The organism is Aeromonas sp. FDAARGOS 1411 (assembly GCF_019047125.1).
GTDB lineage: Bacteria > Pseudomonadota > Gammaproteobacteria > Enterobacterales > Aeromonadaceae > Aeromonas > Aeromonas veronii.
In genome coordinates this window covers 1,421,048-1,439,260 of sequence record NZ_CP077214.1, presented here as the reverse complement: position 1 = coordinate 1,439,260, position 18,213 = coordinate 1,421,048, and the positions used below count along the sequence as shown (strand labels likewise).

The following is an 18,213-nucleotide window of genomic DNA, read 5'->3' as shown; positions in this document are numbered from 1 at the left end:
AGGACGTTGAATGACCCGTCGATATGGAGTGACCAAGGCTGTGCGCCAGAGCCTGCTGGCCACGCTCTTGCTGCCAGGGCTGGCGCTGGCTGAGCCGGTGCTGGATCTGCAATACAGCACCTTCTACAGCCAGATGAAGACCTTTGCCAAAGGGGAGTTTGGTCACGCCAGACTGGGGTTTTATCTGACCGATCCGCAAAATGGTCAGCGCTGTGGCCTCACCTTTGCCCGGGTTGCAACCGACAGCAAGGAGGTTGCGGGCGAGGTAACAATCGATAGCGAACTGCGCCTGCCTTTTGATGAGGATCTCAACCTCGACAAGGGGATCGTGACCGTCGGCCTGAAAGAAGAGCACGCCACTTGCGATATGACGGTACAGGTGATGGCCGACGCACCGAATGGCCCCGAACTGCCGCTGGCCGAGCTGGCGGCCCGTCAGCAGCAGATGCAGTCGTTGCTCGACAAGATGGCGGGCATGGTCGGCAAGCACTTCCTGCCGAAGATGGAAGGGGTACGCATTACCCTGGTGCAGCAGAGCGGCACCGCCTATCTGATTGATGGCGCCCGTCAGGAGGCGCTGCCCTGGCAGGAAGGCCACCTGTTGTTGAGCAATGAGCAACTGGCCGCGTTCGCTGCCGGGCAACTGCGCCTGCAGGGTGACGTGTTGCGCCTGACCCCCTGGCTGCACAAGGGCTGATATCGATGGTGCTGTCACGTTGGTAACAGGCAGATAAAGAAAGCAAAAAGGAGCGATCATCGCTCCTTTTTTATTTCGTGGCGTTTGCCCTGTGAGCGCGGCTTAGCGCACTTCAATCACATCCAGCATGTCCATCTCGTCGATGTCCAGCAGCGGCGCCTTTGGCATCTCGGGCGGATCAAACGCCTTGTCGCCGCCATCTATGATGCCGGAGTCGCGGTTGATGCTCTTGAAGTCAAACAGCTTGTGGTCGAGCAGGTGGCTCGGGATCACGTCCTGAATGGCGGTGAACATGGTTTCGATACGACCGGGGAAGCGGCGATCCCAATCCTGCATCATCTGCTTGATGGCCTGACGCTGCAGGTTCTCTTGCGAGCCGCACAGGTTGCACGGAATGATGGGGAAGGCTTTGACGTCGGCGTAGCGGATCAGATCCTTCTCTTTGCAGTAGGCCAGCGGGCGGATCACCACGTTCTTGCCATCGTCGCTCACCAGCTTGGGCGGCATGGACTTGAGCTTGCCACCGTAGAACATGTTGAGGAACAGGGTCTCGAGGATGTCATCGCGGTGGTGGCCAAGGGCAATCTTGGTGCAACCCAACTCCTGGGCGGTGCGATAGAGAATACCGCGGCGCAGCCGTGAGCAGAGGGAGCAGGTAGTTTTGCCTTCCGGCACCTTCTCCTTGACGATGGAGTAGGTATCCTCTTCGACGATCTTGTACTCGATGCCGAGGGAATCCAGATACTCGGGCAGCACATGCTCGGGGAAACCGGGCTGCTTCTGATCCAGGTTGACGGCAACCAGATCGAAATGGATGGGGGCGCTGGCTTTGAGGCTCATCAGTATGTCGAGCATACCGAAGCTGTCCTTGCCGCCGGAGAGGCAGACCATGACCTTGTCGCCCTCTTCAATCATGTTGAAGTCGGCAATGGCCTGACCCACGTTGCGCCGCAGGCGCTTCTGCAGTTTGTTAAAACTGTATTTTTCTTTGGCGTTCAGCTCTTCTAGCATGCTCGTAAAACCCGGGACACAAATAAGCGCGTTATTATAGCCATGTCCCGGGGGAGGGCAAGGTGCCAGGCACCTTATGATTGATTGCGACGACTGTCGACCGGGCAGCTATAGTCCGCCGGTTTGAGGATCAGGATGTCGCAGGAGAGGCGGTCAATCACATGTTCGGCGGTATTGCCGAGCAAAGCTGCAGAAAGCCCGGTACGGCCGACGCAGCCCATGATCATCAAGGTTGCCTTGAGCTCTTCGGCCATATCCGGCAACACCTCTTCCGGTAGCCCCTCTGCTACCCGGGTCCAGAGATGACCGATCCCGAATTTGTCGGCATGGCTGAGCAGCAGGCTTTCGTGGTGTTTGCGGATCGCTTCGTTGTAGGCGTTGGGATCAAACTCCGGCAGCTCTATGGCCACGTTGACCGGGGTGCCCGGGTAGGTGTTGACCAGATAGAGGTTGGAGCCCAGTAGTTCGGCGATGTCGCTTCCCTCCTGGGTGATCCGTTCGTTGAGCAGTTTCTGATCCGGATCGTCGCTTGAGCAGTTGATGGCGGCGATGATGTTGCCGCCCCGTTGCCAGTGCCCCTCCTTGACCAGCAGCACCGGACAGGGGCATTTGCGCAGCAGGTGCCAGTCGGTGGGGGTAAAGATGAAGGTTTGCAGGAAGCTGTGATGGTGAGTGGCTTTGACCACCAGATCGTGGCGCTGCTCCAGCACTTCCTGAATGACACACTCGAAGGGACGATTGTGCCAGACTACTTTCACTTCGCATTCGATCCCCTGTGCCCGATAGGGGGTCAGGATCTCGTCCAGCCACTCACGTCGCTGTGAAATGACGCCGTCGCGCATCTCTTGCCGCTCGTCCACCGAGAGCATGGCAGTCATTTCATACGAGAAGTCATAGATGGTGAGCAGCAGGGTCAGATGGGCGTTTTCGTCCAGCTCGGCGACTTTGACTGCCCGTTCGAGGGCGATTTGACGCTCCTCTTCTGGATTGATAACCACCAGAATATTCTGATATTTGACCATCTTCTCCTCCTTGGAAAAGTCCAATGACAGCAGAATCTTAGCCATTACAGCTTAGCGCAGGAGGAGGGTATGGGGAACGTACCGGATCACATTCCAGAGGAAAGGATCCGGCAGGAAAAGCAGGAGAAAAGTGAGAGGGGAAGCGGAAAATCAGCCGCAGGGCGGGCGAGTTGCACCGGCCATCATGCCCAGCGCGACCTGATCCAGCACGGTAATGTATTTGCCTTTGACGCTGATGAGACCGGACTTCTGGAAGCGGCCGAGCAGACGACTGATGGTCTCGACGGTCAGACCCAGATAGTTGCCAATGTCACCACGGGTCATGGAGAGACGGAACTCCTTGGCGGAGAAGCCGCGTTCGGAGAAGCGTACCGACAGATTGTGCAGGAAGGCGGCGAGGCGCTCTTCGGCATTTTTCTTGGAGAGCAGCAGGATCATCTCCTGATCGCCCATGATTTCGCTGCTCATCAGACGCATGATCTGCTGGCGCAGTTTGGGCATCTTGCCAGAGAGATCATCCAGCACTTCAAAGGGGATCTCGCACACCATGGCCGTTTCCAGCGCCTGGGCGAAGGAGGGGTGGGCCTGCTTGTTGATGGCATCAAAACCGACCAGATCGCCAGCCAAGTGGAATGCAGTGATCTGCTCATCACCTTGCTCGGTGATGGTGTAAGACTTGATGGTCCCGGAACGGATGGCATAGAGCGATTTGAACTCATCGCCAGCCTTGAACAGCTCTTCACCCTTCTGGATCGGCTTCTTGCGCTCGATGATGCTGTCCAGCTGATCAAGCTCGTTGTCGTTCAGAGTGAAGGGAATACAGAGCTGACTGATGCTGCAATCCTGGCAATGAATTGCACAGCCACCGCTCTGGATACGTCTGCCAGGTTTCTTTTCCGGGATCATAGGCTCATACGAATAATTGATTTATATCAAACAAGTTTACCATCAACTCATCCGTTTTGGATAGGGTTTCAAAAGGAAGCAATGCCAATCCAGAAGGTATGCACCCCGAACAAAATGAGCAGCAGGGCCCCGCCAAGGCGCAAACTGCGCAGGGTGAGCCAGTATCTCAGGCGATCGGCAAGCCCGCCCAACGCAAACAGGGTGGGCAGGGTGCCGAGACCAAAAAAGAGCATGATGAGCGCCCCACCGCTGGCCGAACCGGCCGCCGCGCTCCAGGTCAGCATGGAGTAGACCAGCCCGCAAGGCAGCCAACCCCACACCATGCCAAAGGGCAGTGCCTGCAAAGGCGAGGTGAAGGGGAGAAATTTGCCCGCCAGCGGTTTGATACGGGGCCAAAGTCTTGCGCCGAGCCGCTCCAGCAGCAAGATCCCTTGCCACCAGCCCGCCAGATAAAGGCCAAGCGCAATCATCAATAGCGCAGCCACCAAGCGCAATCCGGCGATGGCGTGTTTGCCAGCCCCCAGCTCGCTGGTGGTGGCGAGCAGGCCGCCCACCAGTGCACCTGCAATGACATAGCTCAGGATCCGGCCGAGGTTGTAGTTGAGCAGATAGGCAAGCCGCTCCCAAAAATGCTGCTTGTTGGCGGGGATCGCCATGGAGAGCGCGGCGGAGACACCCCCGCACATGCCGATACAGTGGGCAGAGCCTGCCAGTCCGACCAGCAGGGCGCCGGCAAGATCAAGGTTGTGGGTCATGGTCAGCAGGCTTTGCGGGTTTACGGGCGGGTTGCTCTTCATCAAACAGGATGTTGGAACCCTGCCGGTCGAGATCTTCAAACTGCTCGGAGCGAATGGCCCAGAAGAAGACGACCCCGGCGATGATCACAAACAGGATGGCGATGGGGATCAGGACAAAAATTATATTCATGAGAGGTACCTTGGCGTTCATCCTTGGCAAGCGTCCCCTATGGTAACCCTGTTCGGGCAGGGGGCCAGCCGCTATCAGTGAGAAATGTGGCCTGCATCGGAGGCAGGCCACATTTTCAGCTATTTTCCGCCACCGACCTCATCGGTTGAGGCGCATGGAGTTGGTTACCACGATGAGTGAGCTGAACGACATGCCCGCCGCCGCCAGATAGGGGGGCAGCCAGCCGCAGGCCGCCAACGGCAGCACCAGCAGGTTGTAACCGATGGACCAGGCGAAGTTCTCGATGATGATCTTGCGGGTACGCATTGCCAGCACTCTGGCCTCGAGCAGGCGGCTCAGGTCATCGGCCAGCAGGATGGCATCGGCGCTGTTTTTCGCCAGATCGGTGCCACCAGCCATGGCGAACGAGGCGTGCGCCCCGGCCAGTACCGGGGCGTCGTTGATGCCATCGCCCACCATGATGCTGATATCCCCCTGGGCTTCCCGGGCCTTGAGGTAGGTCAGCTTGCCATCGGGTGAGACCCCCTTGACCAGCTCATCCACGCCCAGCTCGCGGGCAATCTCGTCTGCCTGAAAAGAGCTGTCGCCAGTCAGCACGGTAGTTTGCAGACCTGCCGTCTTGAATGCCGCGATCAGCGCCCTGGCATCGGGGCGCAGGGTATCTTCCAGATTGAAGCGGGCCAAGACCTGCTGCTCGTCGGCCAGATAGATAGCCAGACCGCGGCCGCGTTCTTGCGCCGGATCCAGCCCAAGCCAGCGGGCACTGCCGATGCGGTAACGTACGCCATCCACCAGCGCCGTGATGCCGTGACCGATGACAGGGGTGATCTCGCGGGCGGATGGCAGCACACTGATACTGTCGGCGGGCAGCCGGAAGGCGCGCGCAATGGGGTGTTCGGATTGCGCCTCCATGGCCCGGGCGATGGCGAGGCAGTGCGTCTCGTCCATCTCTGCCAAGGTGGTGGTGCCTGTCAGACTGATCTCACCGGTGGTCAGGGTGCCAGTCTTGTCCATCACGATCCGGTTTGCCTTGGTCAGCACGTCCAGCACATGACCACGGCGCAGCAGAATGCCGTTGCGGGTCAGATTGGCGGTGGCCGAGGTTAGCGCCGTCGGAGTGGCCAGCGACAGGGCACAGGGGCAAGTGGCAACCAGCACGGCGAGGGTGACCCAGAACGCCTGATCCGGTTGATGGAAGTGCCAGAAAGTCCAAACCGCGGCGGCAATGATCAGCAACACCAGAATAAAGTGGCGCGACAGCTGATCCGCCATCTGGGCGATGGCCGGTTTATCATCGAGGGCGTGATCCTGCAGCCGCATGATCTGGGCGATCCGCGACTCTTCAATACGGTGGCTGACCCGGATCTGCAGCGGGGCATCCGTGTTGATGGTGCCGGCATAGACCTGATCACCGTGCTGTTTGAGCAGGGGCAGCTGTTCACCGGTCAGCATGGATTCGTTGAGGCTGGCTTGCCCTTCGACAATGATGCCATCCGCCGGCAAGGTGGCGCCAGCCAGCACACGTACCCGATCGCCGACCTGCAAGGTCTTGGCCGCTACCTCATGTTCCCCTTCCTCATCGATGCGGGTCGCCATGATGGGCACCAGTCGCGCCAGGTTGGAGCTCGACTCCGACGCCTTGCGCCGGGCCCGCAACTCGAGAAAGCGCCCCAGCAGCAGGAAGAAGACGAACATGGTGATGGAGTCGTAATAGACCTCACCGGTATTGAACACGGTGGCCCACATGGAGGCGATAAAAGCCCCGATCAGCGCCAGTGACACCGACACATCCATCGACAGGTGGCCCTGTTTCAGGCTGCGCCAGGCACCCACGTAAAAGGGTTGGGCTGAATAGATCATGATGGGGGTGGAGAGCAACAGGCTTATCCACTTGAAGTAGACCATGAACTCATCTTCAACGCTGATGAAGAGATCCATGTAGAGGGCCACGGCGCACATCATCACCTGCATTGAGCCCAGCCCTGCCAGTGCCAGCCGGAACATATAGCTGCGCACCTCTTTGGCGTAAAGCGCCTCCTGTTGATGGGTCTGGAACGGGTAGGCACGATAGCCGATCTGGGCGAATCCCTTAAGGATATCACTCAGGGAGAGCAGCTCCGGATCCCACTTGATGCGGGCCCGGTGGGTGGTGGTGTTGACGTTGATGTAGCGCAGGCCGCCAAGGGTCATCAGGTGGCGTTCGATCAGCCAGGCACAGGCGGCGCAGGTCAAGCCCTCAACTGTCAGCTGGATTTCGCGAAGGGTACCGCTGTCGGTGACAAAATCCTGTTGCACTTCTGCCAGATCGTAGTGGGTGAGGGCGGCCAGCTCCTCGGGCACCAGATCCCCCTTGGTGCCGGGAGCGGTGCGGTGATCGTAGTAACTGGCGAGGCCGCACTCCATGATGGTTTCCGCCACCGCCTGACAACCGGGGCAGCACATGGGGCGAATAATCCCCTTTATCTCGAGGGAATAGCCACTATTGGCGGGTACCGGCTCGCCACAGTGAAAGCAGGGGGTCATGCGTTATGCCCCCCTGAATGCAGAATGCAAGCAGCAGGGGCACTGGCGAGCACCGGCTCGCCACAGTGAGAACAGCCGGTCATGGCTTAGCGTCCTTTCGGGTCGAGTTCGATAGGGGCCAGGGTGGGCAGCTGGACGGTCTCTTGCAATCGCCACTCGTGATCAAAGGCATCGACCCGAATGTGCCACTTGCCGACCAGCGGCTTGTCGAAATGGAGGCGATAGGTGCCGCTCGCATCGGCGGTGATCATGTGTTCGCTGTCCTGACCGGCCAAGGTCGGGTGGAACAATGAGAGATAGAGAGCTTGCCCGGCAGGAATGTCACCGCTGATGGGTTTGAGGGTCAGCTCGTTGCCGTCAACCTCCAGCCCAAAGCGGATATTGAGCGCTTCGGAGCGGTCAAACTTGCTCAAGTCCTGATTGATCTCTTTCCCTTGTTTGTAATAGTCCTCGGCCACCAGATTGACCCCATCCTTGCTGGCGATGATGGCGGTGGCGATGCTGCCGACCACGGCGGCAGTGGGGAGGGCGATGATAAACCAGGGCCAGAATTGGCGATACCACGGTTTAGATAGAGGTTGGGTCATGATTGCTACTGCCATGAAACGAATGATTAACGTGGAAGATGGTTTTTACGCAACACAAGATAACAAAAAGCCTCGAGGAGTCGAGGCTTTTTGCTGTGTAATCACGTGTTTATCACATGTTACAACGTTACGGGCGAACCTTATTTGGCAGACTGTTGATGAGACAGGCTGTAAACGTAGGAGGCCAGCAGGTGAACCTTGTCCTCACCCAGAATGTCTTTCCAGGCTGGCATCACGCCGTGACGACCGTGGGTGATGGTTTGTACCACCACTTCGCGGGAGCCACCATAGAGCCAGGTGTTGTTGGTCAGATCTGGCGCACCGACGGCAACACCGCCCTTGGCATCGGCCCCGTGGCAGGCAGCGCAGATAGCGAAGCGTGCTTCACCTTTCTTCGCTTCGACCAAGTCGACCTTGCGACCGGAGAGGCTTAGCACATAGGAGGCCACTTCCTGAACGCCATCTTTGCCGAGGATTTCACCCCAAGCAGCCATGATCCCCTGACGACCGCCCATGATGGTGGTCTTTATTTGATCAGGCTGGCCGCCCCATTGCCATTCGCTGTCGGTCAGGTTCGGGAAACCGCGACCACCTCGGGCGTCAGAGCCGTGGCACTGGGAGCAGTTCTGCAGGAACAGACGCTGACCCACTTTCAGTGCTTCCGGATCCTTGGCGATCTCGGTGATGGCACGATAGGTTTTGCCATCCGCTTCATAGGTGAGTTCACGGAACTTGGCGCCGTAGATCTCGTCAGCCTTGGCGACCTCGCGGTCATACTCCACCGCGCGACCTTCAGCCTTGGCCGATTCGGTTGCAGCCTTGGACTCTGCCAGCGAGCGCACGTCCTGGTTGGAACTTTGCCAGCCCAGCAGGCCTTTGAAGTTGCCAAGTCCCGGGAAGGCGATCAGATAGACCAGACCGGTGACGATGAAGAAGAGGAACATGTAAGTCCACCACTTCGGCAGCGGGTTGTTGATCTCCTCGATGCCATCGAAGGAGTGACCCATCGATTTGCCTTCTTCAACACCCATCTTGTCCTTGCGGCACCACATCAGCAGCAAGAAGCAGCCGAGGATGGTTCCCAGACTGATGACAGTCACAAAAATGCTAAACAGAGTGCTCATTATTGTTTCGCTCCTGCGTTCTTTTTATCAGCACCGGGTTGCTCATCATCGGCAAAAACCAGATTGGCAGCCTCGTCGAAAGAGGTCTTGCGGCGTTTGCTGTAGGCCCAGACGATGATGCCAATCATGATGGCCATCAACAGCAGGGTATACAGACCGCGAAATGTGCCGTAGTCCATTTTCGCCTCCTTATTTCAGGGCATGACCCAGTGATTGCAGATAGGCCACCAGCGCATCCAGCTCGGTTTTGCCCTTGACGGCTTCGCCAGCACCCTGAATATCGGCGTCGGTATAGGGCACACCGAAGTGATCGCGGAACAGCGCCAGCTTCTTGGCCGTCATCTCACCGGTCAGCACATTGGTATCAAGCCAGGGGTAGGCGGGCATGTTGGATTCCGGTACCACATCGCGCGGGTTGATCAGGTGAACCTTGTGCCATTCGTCGGAGTAGCGGCCACCAACACGGGCCAGATCCGGACCAGTACGCTTGGAGCCCCACAGGAAGGGGTGCTCCCAGACGCTCTCGCCAGCGACCGAGTAGTGACCGTAACGCTCGGTCTCGGCACGGAACGGACGGATCATCTGGCTGTGGCAGTTGGTGCAGCCTTCGCGGATGAAGATGTCGCGTCCTTCCATCTGCAGAGCGGTGTAGGGCTTGAGGCCCTCCACCGGCTCGGTGGTTTGCTTTTGGAAGAACAGCGGAGTGATTTCAACCAGGCCCCCCAGACTGATGGCGAAGATGATGCCGACCACCAGCATGGGAACGCTTTTTTCAAATATTTCGTGACGGTTATTGTTGCTCATGGGTTGACCTCTTCATTCATGCTGGCTGGGCGACAGGTTCCAGAGAACCTTTGGGCGCAGTGATGGTGCGATAGGCGTTGTAAGCCATCAGCAACATGCCGGTGACGAAGAAGCAGCCACCCAAGAAGCGCACGAAATAGAAGGGATAGGATGCCTGCAACGCTTCAACGAAGCTGTAGGTCAGGGTGCCGTCTTCGTTGACTGCACGCCACATCAGGCCCTGCATCACGCCGGAAATCCACATGGCAACGATGTAGAGCACGGTGCCCACGGTCGCCAGCCAGAAGTGAACGTTGATCAGCTTGACGCTGTACATCCGGCCCTGGCCGAACAGGTTCGGGATCAGGTGATAGACGGCACCGATGGAGACCATGGCAACCCAGCCCAGCGCACCGGAGTGAACGTGACCGACGGTCCAGTCGGTGTAGTGGGAGAGGGCGTTGACGGTTTTGATCGCCATCATCGGGCCTTCGAAGGTCGACATGCCGTAGAAAGAGAGAGAGACGATCAAGAAGCGCAGGATGGGGTCATAACGCAGTTTGTGCCAGGCACCGGAGAGGGTCATGATGCCGTTGATCATGCCGCCCCAGGAAGGTACGAACAGGATCAGGGACATCACCATGCCCAGCGACTGAGCCCAGTCAGGCAGTGCGGTGTAGTGCAGGTGGTGCGGACCGGCCCAGATATAGAGGGAGATCAGCGCCCAGAAGTGGACGATGGAGAGGCGATAGGAGTAAACCGGACGACCGGCCTGCTTGGGCACGAAGTAGTACATCATCCCGAGGAAGCCAGCGGTCAGCAGGAAGCCTACCGCGTTGTGGCCATACCACCACTGCACCATGGCGTCCATGGCGCCGGAGTACATGGAGTAGGACTTCATGCCGGAGAGCGGCACTTCCATGTTGTTGACGATGTGCAGCACCGCAACGGTGATGATGAAGGCGCCGAAGAACCAGTTCGCCACATAGATGTGGGAGGTGGTGCGCTTCATCAGGGTGCCGAAGAAGACGATGGCATAGGCGACCCACACCACAGTGATGGCGATATCAATCGGCCACTCCAGCTCGGCATACTCTTTGGCGGAGGTGTAACCCAGCGGCAGAGAGATGGCGGCAGAGAGGATGATTGCTTGCCAGCCCCAGAAGACGAAGGTTGCCAGCGGGCCACCAAACAGTCTGGTTTGGCAGGTGCGCTGCACCACGTAAAACGAGGTGGCCATCAGTGCACTGACGCCGAAGGCGAAGATCACTGCGTTGGTATGGAGGGGCCGCAGACGACTGTAAGTCAGCCACGGGGTCTCGAAGTTGAGGGCAGGCCAGATCAACTGGGCTGCGATCAGTACGCCAACCGACATGCCGACAATTCCCCAGACAATCGTCATGACGGTAAACTGGCGAACAACGGTGTAGTTGTACTCAGGATGGTTAGTTGTATGGCTCATCGTTATATTCCGCTTCCGATGCTGCTGTTGTTTGGTTTTGTATCCGGAGGACCGGACTGGCTTCATCAGCCACCGCCGACCAGTTGTTAACATCTGTTAACGAAAGGAAAAGCAAAAGATGGCTAAATGAAAACTGCATGGGAATGATACTGAAGTGACAGGTAAAATAACAGTATAAACAGTGATATATTTGGCTCCGTCCGGTCTCGATATGGCAGTTTTTTACCTTGTTCGAGATCACAAAAAACTATTTTAATTGCATCTTAATCGGGCTGTTTTTGATGAAAGAGAGACTTACCGCACGTAAAGTTTTGCACCTCGTACTGGTATTGGCGCTGTTATTGGCGCTGATGGCCTATCGCACCTGGTTTTCGGCCGATAACAGCGTCTCTGCTGACCAGAAAAAAGATCAAATTTGTGATCTTTCCCACACCCCTTGCAGCGCGCTGATTGGTGACAAGCCGCTGACGGTCGCCATCAAGGAATTACCGCTGCGCGCCGAACATGACTTTGCCATCGCTATTAGCGGCGGCGATCCGGCCATCAAGCCGGTGAAAGCGACACTCGAAGGCAAAGATATGTTTATGGGCACCATTCCGGTGAGCTTTGAACAAATAGACGGACAGTGGCAGGGGGTAACCCAGGTGGGGAGCTGTACATCACCCGTCATGATCTGGTTGTTAAATATCGAGTGGAGTAATGGTCAACGCCAGCAATTGGCGCTTTCCGTTGCCCGGGAATAACGGCGCAAGAGGTGGGGAGTGGAAAAAATATTTGAAATTTCCCGGCCAGGCGTTACCTTCCCCAAACCATCAGGGAGTGAAGTTCATTTAATCATGATTGAAAAACAACCGTTTTATCGCACCCTCAACCAGCAGGCCAAGGCGCTGCTGGAGGGGGAAACCGATCTTATTGCCAATCTGGCCAACCTCTCCGCACTGTTGAATCAGGAGCTGGAGAAGATCAACTGGGTCGGTTTTTATCTGTTGCAGGGCGAGACCCTAGTATTGGGGCCATTTCAGGGCAAACCGGCCTGCGTGCGGATCCCGGTCGGCCGCGGGGTGTGTGGTACGGCAGTGGCAGAGGGGAAAACCCAGCTTATTGACGATGTCCACCAGTTCGACGGTCACATCGCTTGTGATGGCGCGAGCAACTCGGAAATCGTGATCCCGGTGCGCCGTGGTGGCGAGATCATCGGGGTACTCGATATCGACAGTCCGATTTTTAACCGTTTCGACCAGCAAGACCGGATTGGCCTCGAAGAAACGGTGCAAATTTTGGAAAGCATGCTCTAAGTCATTGCTAGATGGTTCGCAAAAGGCCCCAAGCTCTCTATAATGGGGCCTTTGTTGTGCTCGGGACGTGCCCGTGCGTTTATATGAAAGCCAAGGTTATACATGGAAAACACTGAGAAGCTGAAGAACAGTAAAGAGATCGTTGCCTACCTGGTCGAGAAATTCCCGGCCTGCTTCGTTGCTGAAGGAGAGGCCAAGCCGCTCAAGATTGGCATCTTCCAGGATTTGGCCGAGCGTCTTGCTGACGATGCCAGAGTCTCCAAGACCATGCTGCGTTCCGCACTGCGTCAATACACCTCCAGCTGGCGCTACCTGCACGGTCTCAAAGCTGGCCAGGCTCGCGTTGATCTGGATGGCAACCCGGGCGAGCTGCTGACCGAAGAGCACATCGAGCACGCCAAGCAAGCTCTGAAAGAGAGCAAAGAGCGCGTATTCGCCAGCCGTCGTACCAATACCAAAGAGAAGGATGAGAAGGCCAAGAAGCCCCGTCGTCCTGCTGTGCGCAAAACCGAGAAAGCTGATGTAGCTGCCAAGCCGAAAGCTGCCGCCAAGGCACCGGTCGCTGACGCTCCGCTGGTTAAAGTGGATGCCGCTACGCTGAAAGTGGGCCAGGATGTGCGCGTCGTTATGGGTAAATTCCCGGTTCCGGCAACCATCAAGGAAGTAACCAAGGACGATGTACAGGTCCAACTGCAGACCGGCATGATGGTGCGGGTCAAATCAGAGCACTTGGTTCTCTAAGGAGACAAATGTTGAAGCATGGCGTAATTCGTTTTTCCCTCGTTGCCTGTAGCCTGGCGCTTGCCGGGCTTGCACAGGCCATCGAGCCGGTGCTCAAGGAGAGTGATTTGCCTGTGTTGGCTCAAGAGAGCCAACATGCTACGGCCAGCAAGCGAATTACCAATCTGTTTACCCGCTCGCACTACAAACAGTTCAAGCTGGACGATGCCTTTTCCTCCGTGATTTTCGATAAATATCTGGAGAATCTGGACTACAGCCGCAACCTGTTTTTGGCCTCTGATATCAGCCGTTTTGAAAAGTACCGTAACGGTTTTGACACCGACCTCGAAAGAGGCCGTCTGGCTCCCGCCTACGAGATGTTCAACCTGAGTCAGCAGCGGCGTTATGAGCGGTTCGAATACGCCCTCAAACTGCTTGATACTCCTTTCGATTTTACCCAGACCGACAACTATGTGTTTGATCGGGAAGGGGCGGCTTGGCCCAAAGATGAAGCAGAGCTCAACGAGCTGTGGCGTCAGCGGGTCAAGTTCGATGCCCTGAGCCTCAAGCTCAGCGGCAAGGAGTGGCCCGAGATCAAGGAGCTGCTTGGCAAGCGTTACAACAACGCCATCAAGCGGATGTCCCAGACCGAGAGTGAGGATGTCTTCCAGCTCTTCATGAACTCCTTCGCTCGCGCCATCGAACCGCACACCAGTTACCTCTCACCGCGAAGTGCCGATCGTTTCAACACCGAGATGAACCTCTCGCTGGAGGGGATCGGTGCCGTGTTGCAGGCGGAAGATGACTTTACCGTCATCCGTTCTCTGGTGCCTGGTGGCCCGGCAGCCAAATCCAACCACCTCAAACCCGATGACAAGATCACCGGGGTAGGGCAGGAAGATGGCAAGATTGTCGATGTGATCGGCTGGCGTCTTGATGACGTGGTCGAGCTCATCAAGGGGCCCAAGGGGAGCAAGGTCAAGCTGGAGATCCAGCGCGGCAAGGGCGCAACCGCCAAGACCGAGCAGATCGAGCTGACCCGCGACAAGGTGCGCCTTGAAGACCGTGCTGCCAAGTCCAAGGTGATTAACGCCGAAGGCAAGAAGATTGGGGTCATCGAGATCCCGAGTTTCTACGTCAATCTGCACGATGACGTGATCAAGGAGCTCTCCAGCCTGAACAAGAAGAAGATCGATGGCTTGATCATTGATCTGCGCGGTAACGGCGGCGGCGCCTTGACCGAAGCCTCCGCCCTGAGCGGTCTCTTCTTTGCCAGCGGTCCCGTGGTGCAAATTCGTGATCATATGGGCCGTATCACGGTCAATGGCGATGACGATGGCAACGTCTACTACGGTGGGCCCATGTCGGTGATGATCGACCGCTACAGTGCCTCGGCTTCCGAGATCTTCGCTGCGGCCATGCAGGATTATGGCCGTGCCCTGATCCTGGGTGAAAACTCGTTCGGTAAGGGGACGGTGCAGCAGCATCGCAGCCTCGCCAAGGTCTATGACTTCTACGAGCAGCCGCTCGGTCACGTGCAGTACACCATCGCCAAGTTCTACCGGATCGACGGTGGCAGCACCCAGAACAAGGGCGTTGCGCCGGATATCAGCTTCCCGACACCGGTTGCTCCGGAAGAGACGGGCGAAAGCCGTGAGTTCAATGCGTTGCCGTGGGACAAGATTGCCTCCGCCAGCTACGAGAAACTCGGCAACTTCGCCAGCGTACTGCCCAAGTTGCAGGCGGCGCACGATGCCCGGATCGCCAAGGATCCCGAGTTTGCCTATGTGATGCAGGACATCGCCGACTACAAGGAGGAGAAAGACAAGAAGTCGGTCTCCCTCAATGAGGCGGAGCGTGTTGCAGAGCAGGCGAAACAGGATGAGAAAGCGCTCAAACGTACCAACGAGCGTCTGGCACGGCTTGGCAAGCCGGCGGTGAAGAGTCTGGATGAACTGCCCGCTGATTTTGAAGCGCCCGATGAGTATCTCATTGAAGCGGCCAATATCACGGCAGATCTGGCCATGGTCAGCAAACGCAGCTGACAAGGCACCTCCAATGCACAAGGGCGACTGCGGTCGCCCTTTCTTTTTGTCTGGCGTATCTGACGTAATGCAAATTGTTTGACCCCGCCAGTTGGTTGTGACAGCCTCTTTCTCGCCTTTAACAAGCGTGGAAGCAGACAATAATGACCGATCACTCCCAGGCCATGACGGCCAAATATCGCCAGGATTATCAGGCGCCGCTCTACTGGATCGACACCATCGACCTCGATTTCCAACTGCAGGAGCCGCTGACCCAGGTCACCGCCATCACCCGCATTCGTCGCAACGGCGAGCACAATGCGCCGCTCGTCCTCGATGGTGAGCAGCTGACCCTCAAGCGCGTTGCCATTGATGGCATTCCCTGTGACCACTACGAGCAAGGCGAGAGCAGTCTGACCCTGTTCAACCTGCCTGCCGAATGTGTGCTGACCATTGTCACCCTGCTGGATCCGGCCGCCAACACCGCGCTGGAAGGGCTTTACAAGTCAGGCGATGCCTACTGCACCCAGTGTGAAGCGGAAGGCTTTCGCCGCATAACCTATTATCTGGACCGCCCCGACATTCTGGCGCGTTACAGCACCCGCATTACCGCCGACAAAGCTCAGTTCCCCTTCCTGCTCTCCAACGGCAACAAGGTCGATAGCGGTGATCTGGATGGCGGCCGTCATTTCGTACAGTGGCAGGATCCTTTCCCCAAACCCAGCTACCTGTTTGCGCTGGTGGCCGGTGATTTCGATGTGGAGCGCAGCCACTACACCACCAAGAGCGGCCGCAAGGTGGCCCTCGAGATCTTCGTCGACAAGGGCAACCTGGATCGCGCCGGTTTTGCCATGGAGAGCCTCATCAACTCCATGCGTTGGGACGAGCAGCGTTTTGGCCTCGAGTATGATCTCGACATTTACATGATCGTCGCAGTGGACTTCTTCAACATGGGTGCCATGGAGAACAAGGGACTTAACATCTTCAACTCCAAGTTCGTGCTGGCCAATCCGGCCACCGCTACCGACAGCGACTACCACGGTATCGAACGGGTGATCGGTCACGAATATTTCCACAACTGGACCGGCAACCGCGTCACCTGTCGTGACTGGTTCCAGCTCAGCCTGAAAGAGGGGCTGACAGTGTTCCGGGATCAGGAGTTCTCCTCCGATCTGGGCTCCCGTGGCGTCAACCGCATCAACAACGTGCGTACCGTCCGCGGCCCGCAGTTTGCGGAAGATGCCGGTCCCATGGCGCACCCCATCCGTCCGGATGTGGTGATCGAGATGAACAACTTCTACACCCTGACCGTCTATGAGAAAGGGTCGGAAGTGATCCGCATGATGCACACCCTGCTGGGGGAAGATGCCTTCCAGGCCGGTATGCGTCTCTACTTCGAGCGTCACGACGGCTCAGCCGCTACTTGTGATGATTTCGTGCAAGCGATGGAGGATGCGTCCGGTGTGGATCTCGGCCGTTTCCGCCGCTGGTACAGCCAGTCCGGCACCCCCGAGCTGACCGTGACCGACGAGTATGATGTTACCAGCGGTATCTATCGACTCCATGTAAGCCAACATACTCCACCGACTCAGGATCAACCCCAGAAGCTGCCGCTGCACATTCCCCTCGATATCGAGCTCTATGACGAGCAAGGAGCCGTCATTGCTTTGCAGTATCAGGGAAAGGCCATCGGCAACGTGCTCGATGTGCTGGAAGCGGAGCAGACTTTCGAATTCGATCGGGTGCCGGTCAAGCCGGTTCCCTCCCTGCTGCGGGACTTCTCCGCGCCAGTCAAGCTGCACTATGACTACAGCGACGAAGGGCTGGCCTTCCTGATGCGCTTTGCCCGCAACGAGTTTGCCCGCTGGGATGCGGCCCAGATGCTGATCAACAAAGCGGTCATCGACGGGGTGGCGCGAGTACAGCACGGGCAGGGGGTTGAACTATCCCGCACCCTGCTGGCCGCCTTTGTTGCCATTCTGGAGGATGAGCAGCTGGATCCGGCCCTCAAAGCGGAGATCCTGGCGCTGCCAGGTGAAGCAACCCTGGCCGAGTTGTTCGAGGTGGCTGATATCGATGCCATTCATCAGGTGCGCAACGAGATCACCACCTCGCTGGCACAAACCTTTGGCGAGCGACTGCTCCCCCTGTATGACAGCCTGCTGCTGCAACACTATCAGGTGGCGCATGAGGATATGGCCAAGCGTGCGCTCAAGGGGGTGGTACTCGGCTATCTGGCCGCCCTCGATGTTGGTAGCGCCGATATGCTGGTACGTCAGCAGTATGGGGCTGCCGACAATATGACCGACACCCTGGCGGCACTGCAGGTGGCCAACATGTATCTGCTACCTTGTCGCGCTGAACTGCTGGCCGATTTTGAAGGCAAGTGGGCCAAGGATGGGCTGGTGCTGGACAACTGGCTGCGGCTGATCGGCAGTAAACCGGCTGCCGATGTGCTTAGCGAAGTGAAGCAGGCGATGAATCACCCAACCTTCAGCATTCGCAACCCGAACCGGCTGCGGGCGCTGATCGGCAGCTTCGCCATGAGCAATCAGGTGCAGTTCCATGCGGTGGATGGCCGCGGTTACCGCTTCCTGACCGATCTCTTGATCGAGCTCAACGAGGTCAATCCGCAGGTCGCCTCCCGCCTTATCACCCCGCTTATTCAGTTCAAGCGACTCGATGAGGGGCGCAAGGCGCTGATCCGTGCCGAGCTGACCCGCCTTGCCAACCTTGAGGGGCTGGCACGGGATCTGTTCGAGAAGGTCAGCAAGGCGCTGCAGCAGTAAGTGTCAACGGGGCAGGGGCGTGAATGCGCCTGCCCCTATTGTGTGATTTGTCGTGTGTTCAGGAGCAAGTGTGAAGCAATTTACTTTTCGGCTCTCATTGAGCAGTGACGAGGTGATGCTGATGTATCAGGGCCATGCCAGACGGCTGGTGGTGCGCAGCGAACAGGGATTGACCCTGGAACTTGGCATAGAAAAAATACGCCCCTTTGTCGCCATCAATGGTGTGCATGGCTATTTTCGGCTCAAAACCCAGGACGATTACCGCTTTATCAGCCTCGAACGCATAAATTAACAAAAATCGAACAGATTACCGACTGTTTATCTGCTTTGCGTCACTATCTAT

General features: G+C 57.4%; 18 protein-coding genes. 7 read left to right on the top strand and 11 right to left on the bottom strand.

Annotated elements, in window-relative coordinates:
- Window positions 1-10 precede the first annotated feature (10 nt).
- The gene (locus I6L41_RS06370; RefSeq protein ID WP_216962765.1) at window positions 11-697 is read left to right on the top strand and encodes a DUF2987 domain-containing protein; all 687 of its coding nucleotides are present in this window, start codon (window positions 11-13) and stop codon (window positions 695-697) included.
- A gap of 102 nt (window positions 698-799) precedes the next feature.
- Here the strand turns inward: I6L41_RS06370 and ttcA are convergent, their stop codons facing one another.
- The 11 genes from ttcA to ccoN form a co-directional block, all read right to left on the bottom strand.
- On the bottom strand, window positions 800-1,708 hold the full coding sequence (gene ttcA, locus I6L41_RS06365) for a tRNA 2-thiocytidine(32) synthetase TtcA (RefSeq protein ID WP_005336634.1): 909 nt from the start codon (window positions 1,706-1,708) through the stop codon (window positions 800-802).
- A 74-nt stretch (window positions 1,709-1,782) separates the two neighbouring features.
- A complete protein-coding gene (uspE, locus tag I6L41_RS06360; RefSeq protein ID WP_005345417.1) occupies window positions 1,783-2,730 on the bottom strand; it encodes a universal stress protein UspE in 948 nt (315 codons plus the stop codon).
- A 150-nt stretch (window positions 2,731-2,880) separates the two neighbouring features.
- Entirely contained in the window at window positions 2,881-3,636 is a 756-nt protein-coding gene (locus I6L41_RS06355; protein WP_005351934.1) for an FNR family transcription factor, read from the bottom strand.
- A gap of 68 nt (window positions 3,637-3,704) precedes the next feature.
- The gene (locus I6L41_RS06350; protein ID WP_216962763.1) at window positions 3,705-4,391 is read right to left on the bottom strand and encodes a sulfite exporter TauE/SafE family protein; all 687 of its coding nucleotides are present in this window, start codon (window positions 4,389-4,391) and stop codon (window positions 3,705-3,707) included.
- Window positions 4,375-4,563, bottom strand: a complete 189-nt coding sequence (ccoS, locus tag I6L41_RS06345; RefSeq protein WP_042657770.1) for a cbb3-type cytochrome oxidase assembly protein CcoS — start codon at window positions 4,561-4,563, stop codon at window positions 4,375-4,377. Before ccoS ends, I6L41_RS06350 begins: the two co-directional genes overlap by 17 nt.
- 138 nt (window positions 4,564-4,701) lie before the next feature.
- A complete protein-coding gene (locus I6L41_RS06340; protein WP_216962762.1) occupies window positions 4,702-7,086 on the bottom strand; it encodes a heavy metal translocating P-type ATPase in 2,385 nt (794 codons plus the stop codon).
- An 86-nt stretch (window positions 7,087-7,172) separates the two neighbouring features.
- A complete protein-coding gene (locus tag I6L41_RS06335; protein ID WP_216963858.1) occupies window positions 7,173-7,673 on the bottom strand; it encodes a FixH family protein in 501 nt (166 codons plus the stop codon).
- A 140-nt stretch (window positions 7,674-7,813) separates the two neighbouring features.
- Window positions 7,814-8,797, bottom strand: coding sequence for a cytochrome-c oxidase, cbb3-type subunit III (gene ccoP, locus I6L41_RS06330; protein ID WP_019446377.1), 984 nt, complete (start codon window positions 8,795-8,797; stop codon window positions 7,814-7,816).
- Entirely contained in the window at window positions 8,797-8,976 is a 180-nt protein-coding gene (locus tag I6L41_RS06325; RefSeq protein ID WP_005336620.1) for a CcoQ/FixQ family Cbb3-type cytochrome c oxidase assembly chaperone, read from the bottom strand. Before I6L41_RS06325 ends, ccoP begins: the two co-directional genes overlap by 1 nt.
- Before the next feature lie 10 nt (window positions 8,977-8,986).
- Window positions 8,987-9,601 (bottom strand): cytochrome-c oxidase, cbb3-type subunit II, encoded by a 615-nt coding sequence (ccoO, locus tag I6L41_RS06320; protein WP_005336618.1) that lies wholly within the window; start codon window positions 9,599-9,601, stop codon window positions 8,987-8,989.
- Between the two features lie 16 nt (window positions 9,602-9,617).
- Window positions 9,618-11,042, bottom strand: coding sequence for a cytochrome-c oxidase, cbb3-type subunit I (gene ccoN, locus I6L41_RS06315; protein ID WP_005336616.1), 1,425 nt, complete (start codon window positions 11,040-11,042; stop codon window positions 9,618-9,620).
- Window positions 11,043-11,323: 281 nt separating this feature from the next.
- Between ccoN and I6L41_RS06310 the strand changes: the two genes are divergently transcribed.
- The 6 genes from I6L41_RS06310 (at window position 11,324) to I6L41_RS06285 (ending at window position 18,162) form a co-directional block, all read left to right on the top strand.
- Window positions 11,324-11,785 (top strand): hypothetical protein, encoded by a 462-nt coding sequence (locus tag I6L41_RS06310; RefSeq protein WP_103252245.1) that lies wholly within the window; start codon window positions 11,324-11,326, stop codon window positions 11,783-11,785.
- A 93-nt stretch (window positions 11,786-11,878) separates the two neighbouring features.
- Window positions 11,879-12,337 carry a GAF domain-containing protein gene (locus tag I6L41_RS06305; protein WP_216950799.1) on the top strand — a complete coding sequence of 153 codons (459 nt, stop codon included), beginning with the start codon at window positions 11,879-11,881 and terminating at the stop codon, window positions 12,335-12,337.
- Between the two features lie 102 nt (window positions 12,338-12,439).
- Window positions 12,440-13,078: an RNA chaperone ProQ gene (proQ, locus tag I6L41_RS06300; RefSeq protein WP_005351923.1), complete on the top strand. Its 639-nt coding sequence runs from the start codon at window positions 12,440-12,442 to the stop codon at window positions 13,076-13,078.
- A gap of 8 nt (window positions 13,079-13,086) precedes the next feature.
- Window positions 13,087-15,102 (top strand): carboxy terminal-processing peptidase, encoded by a 2,016-nt coding sequence (gene prc, locus I6L41_RS06295; RefSeq protein WP_216962760.1) that lies wholly within the window; start codon window positions 13,087-13,089, stop codon window positions 15,100-15,102.
- Between the two features lie 143 nt (window positions 15,103-15,245).
- Window positions 15,246-17,870 (top strand): aminopeptidase N, encoded by a 2,625-nt coding sequence (pepN, locus tag I6L41_RS06290; RefSeq protein WP_216962758.1) that lies wholly within the window; start codon window positions 15,246-15,248, stop codon window positions 17,868-17,870.
- Between the two features lie 70 nt (window positions 17,871-17,940).
- Entirely contained in the window at window positions 17,941-18,162 is a 222-nt protein-coding gene (locus I6L41_RS06285) for a DUF2835 domain-containing protein (RefSeq protein ID WP_033136823.1), read from the top strand.
- Window positions 18,163-18,213: the final 51 nt, after the last annotated feature.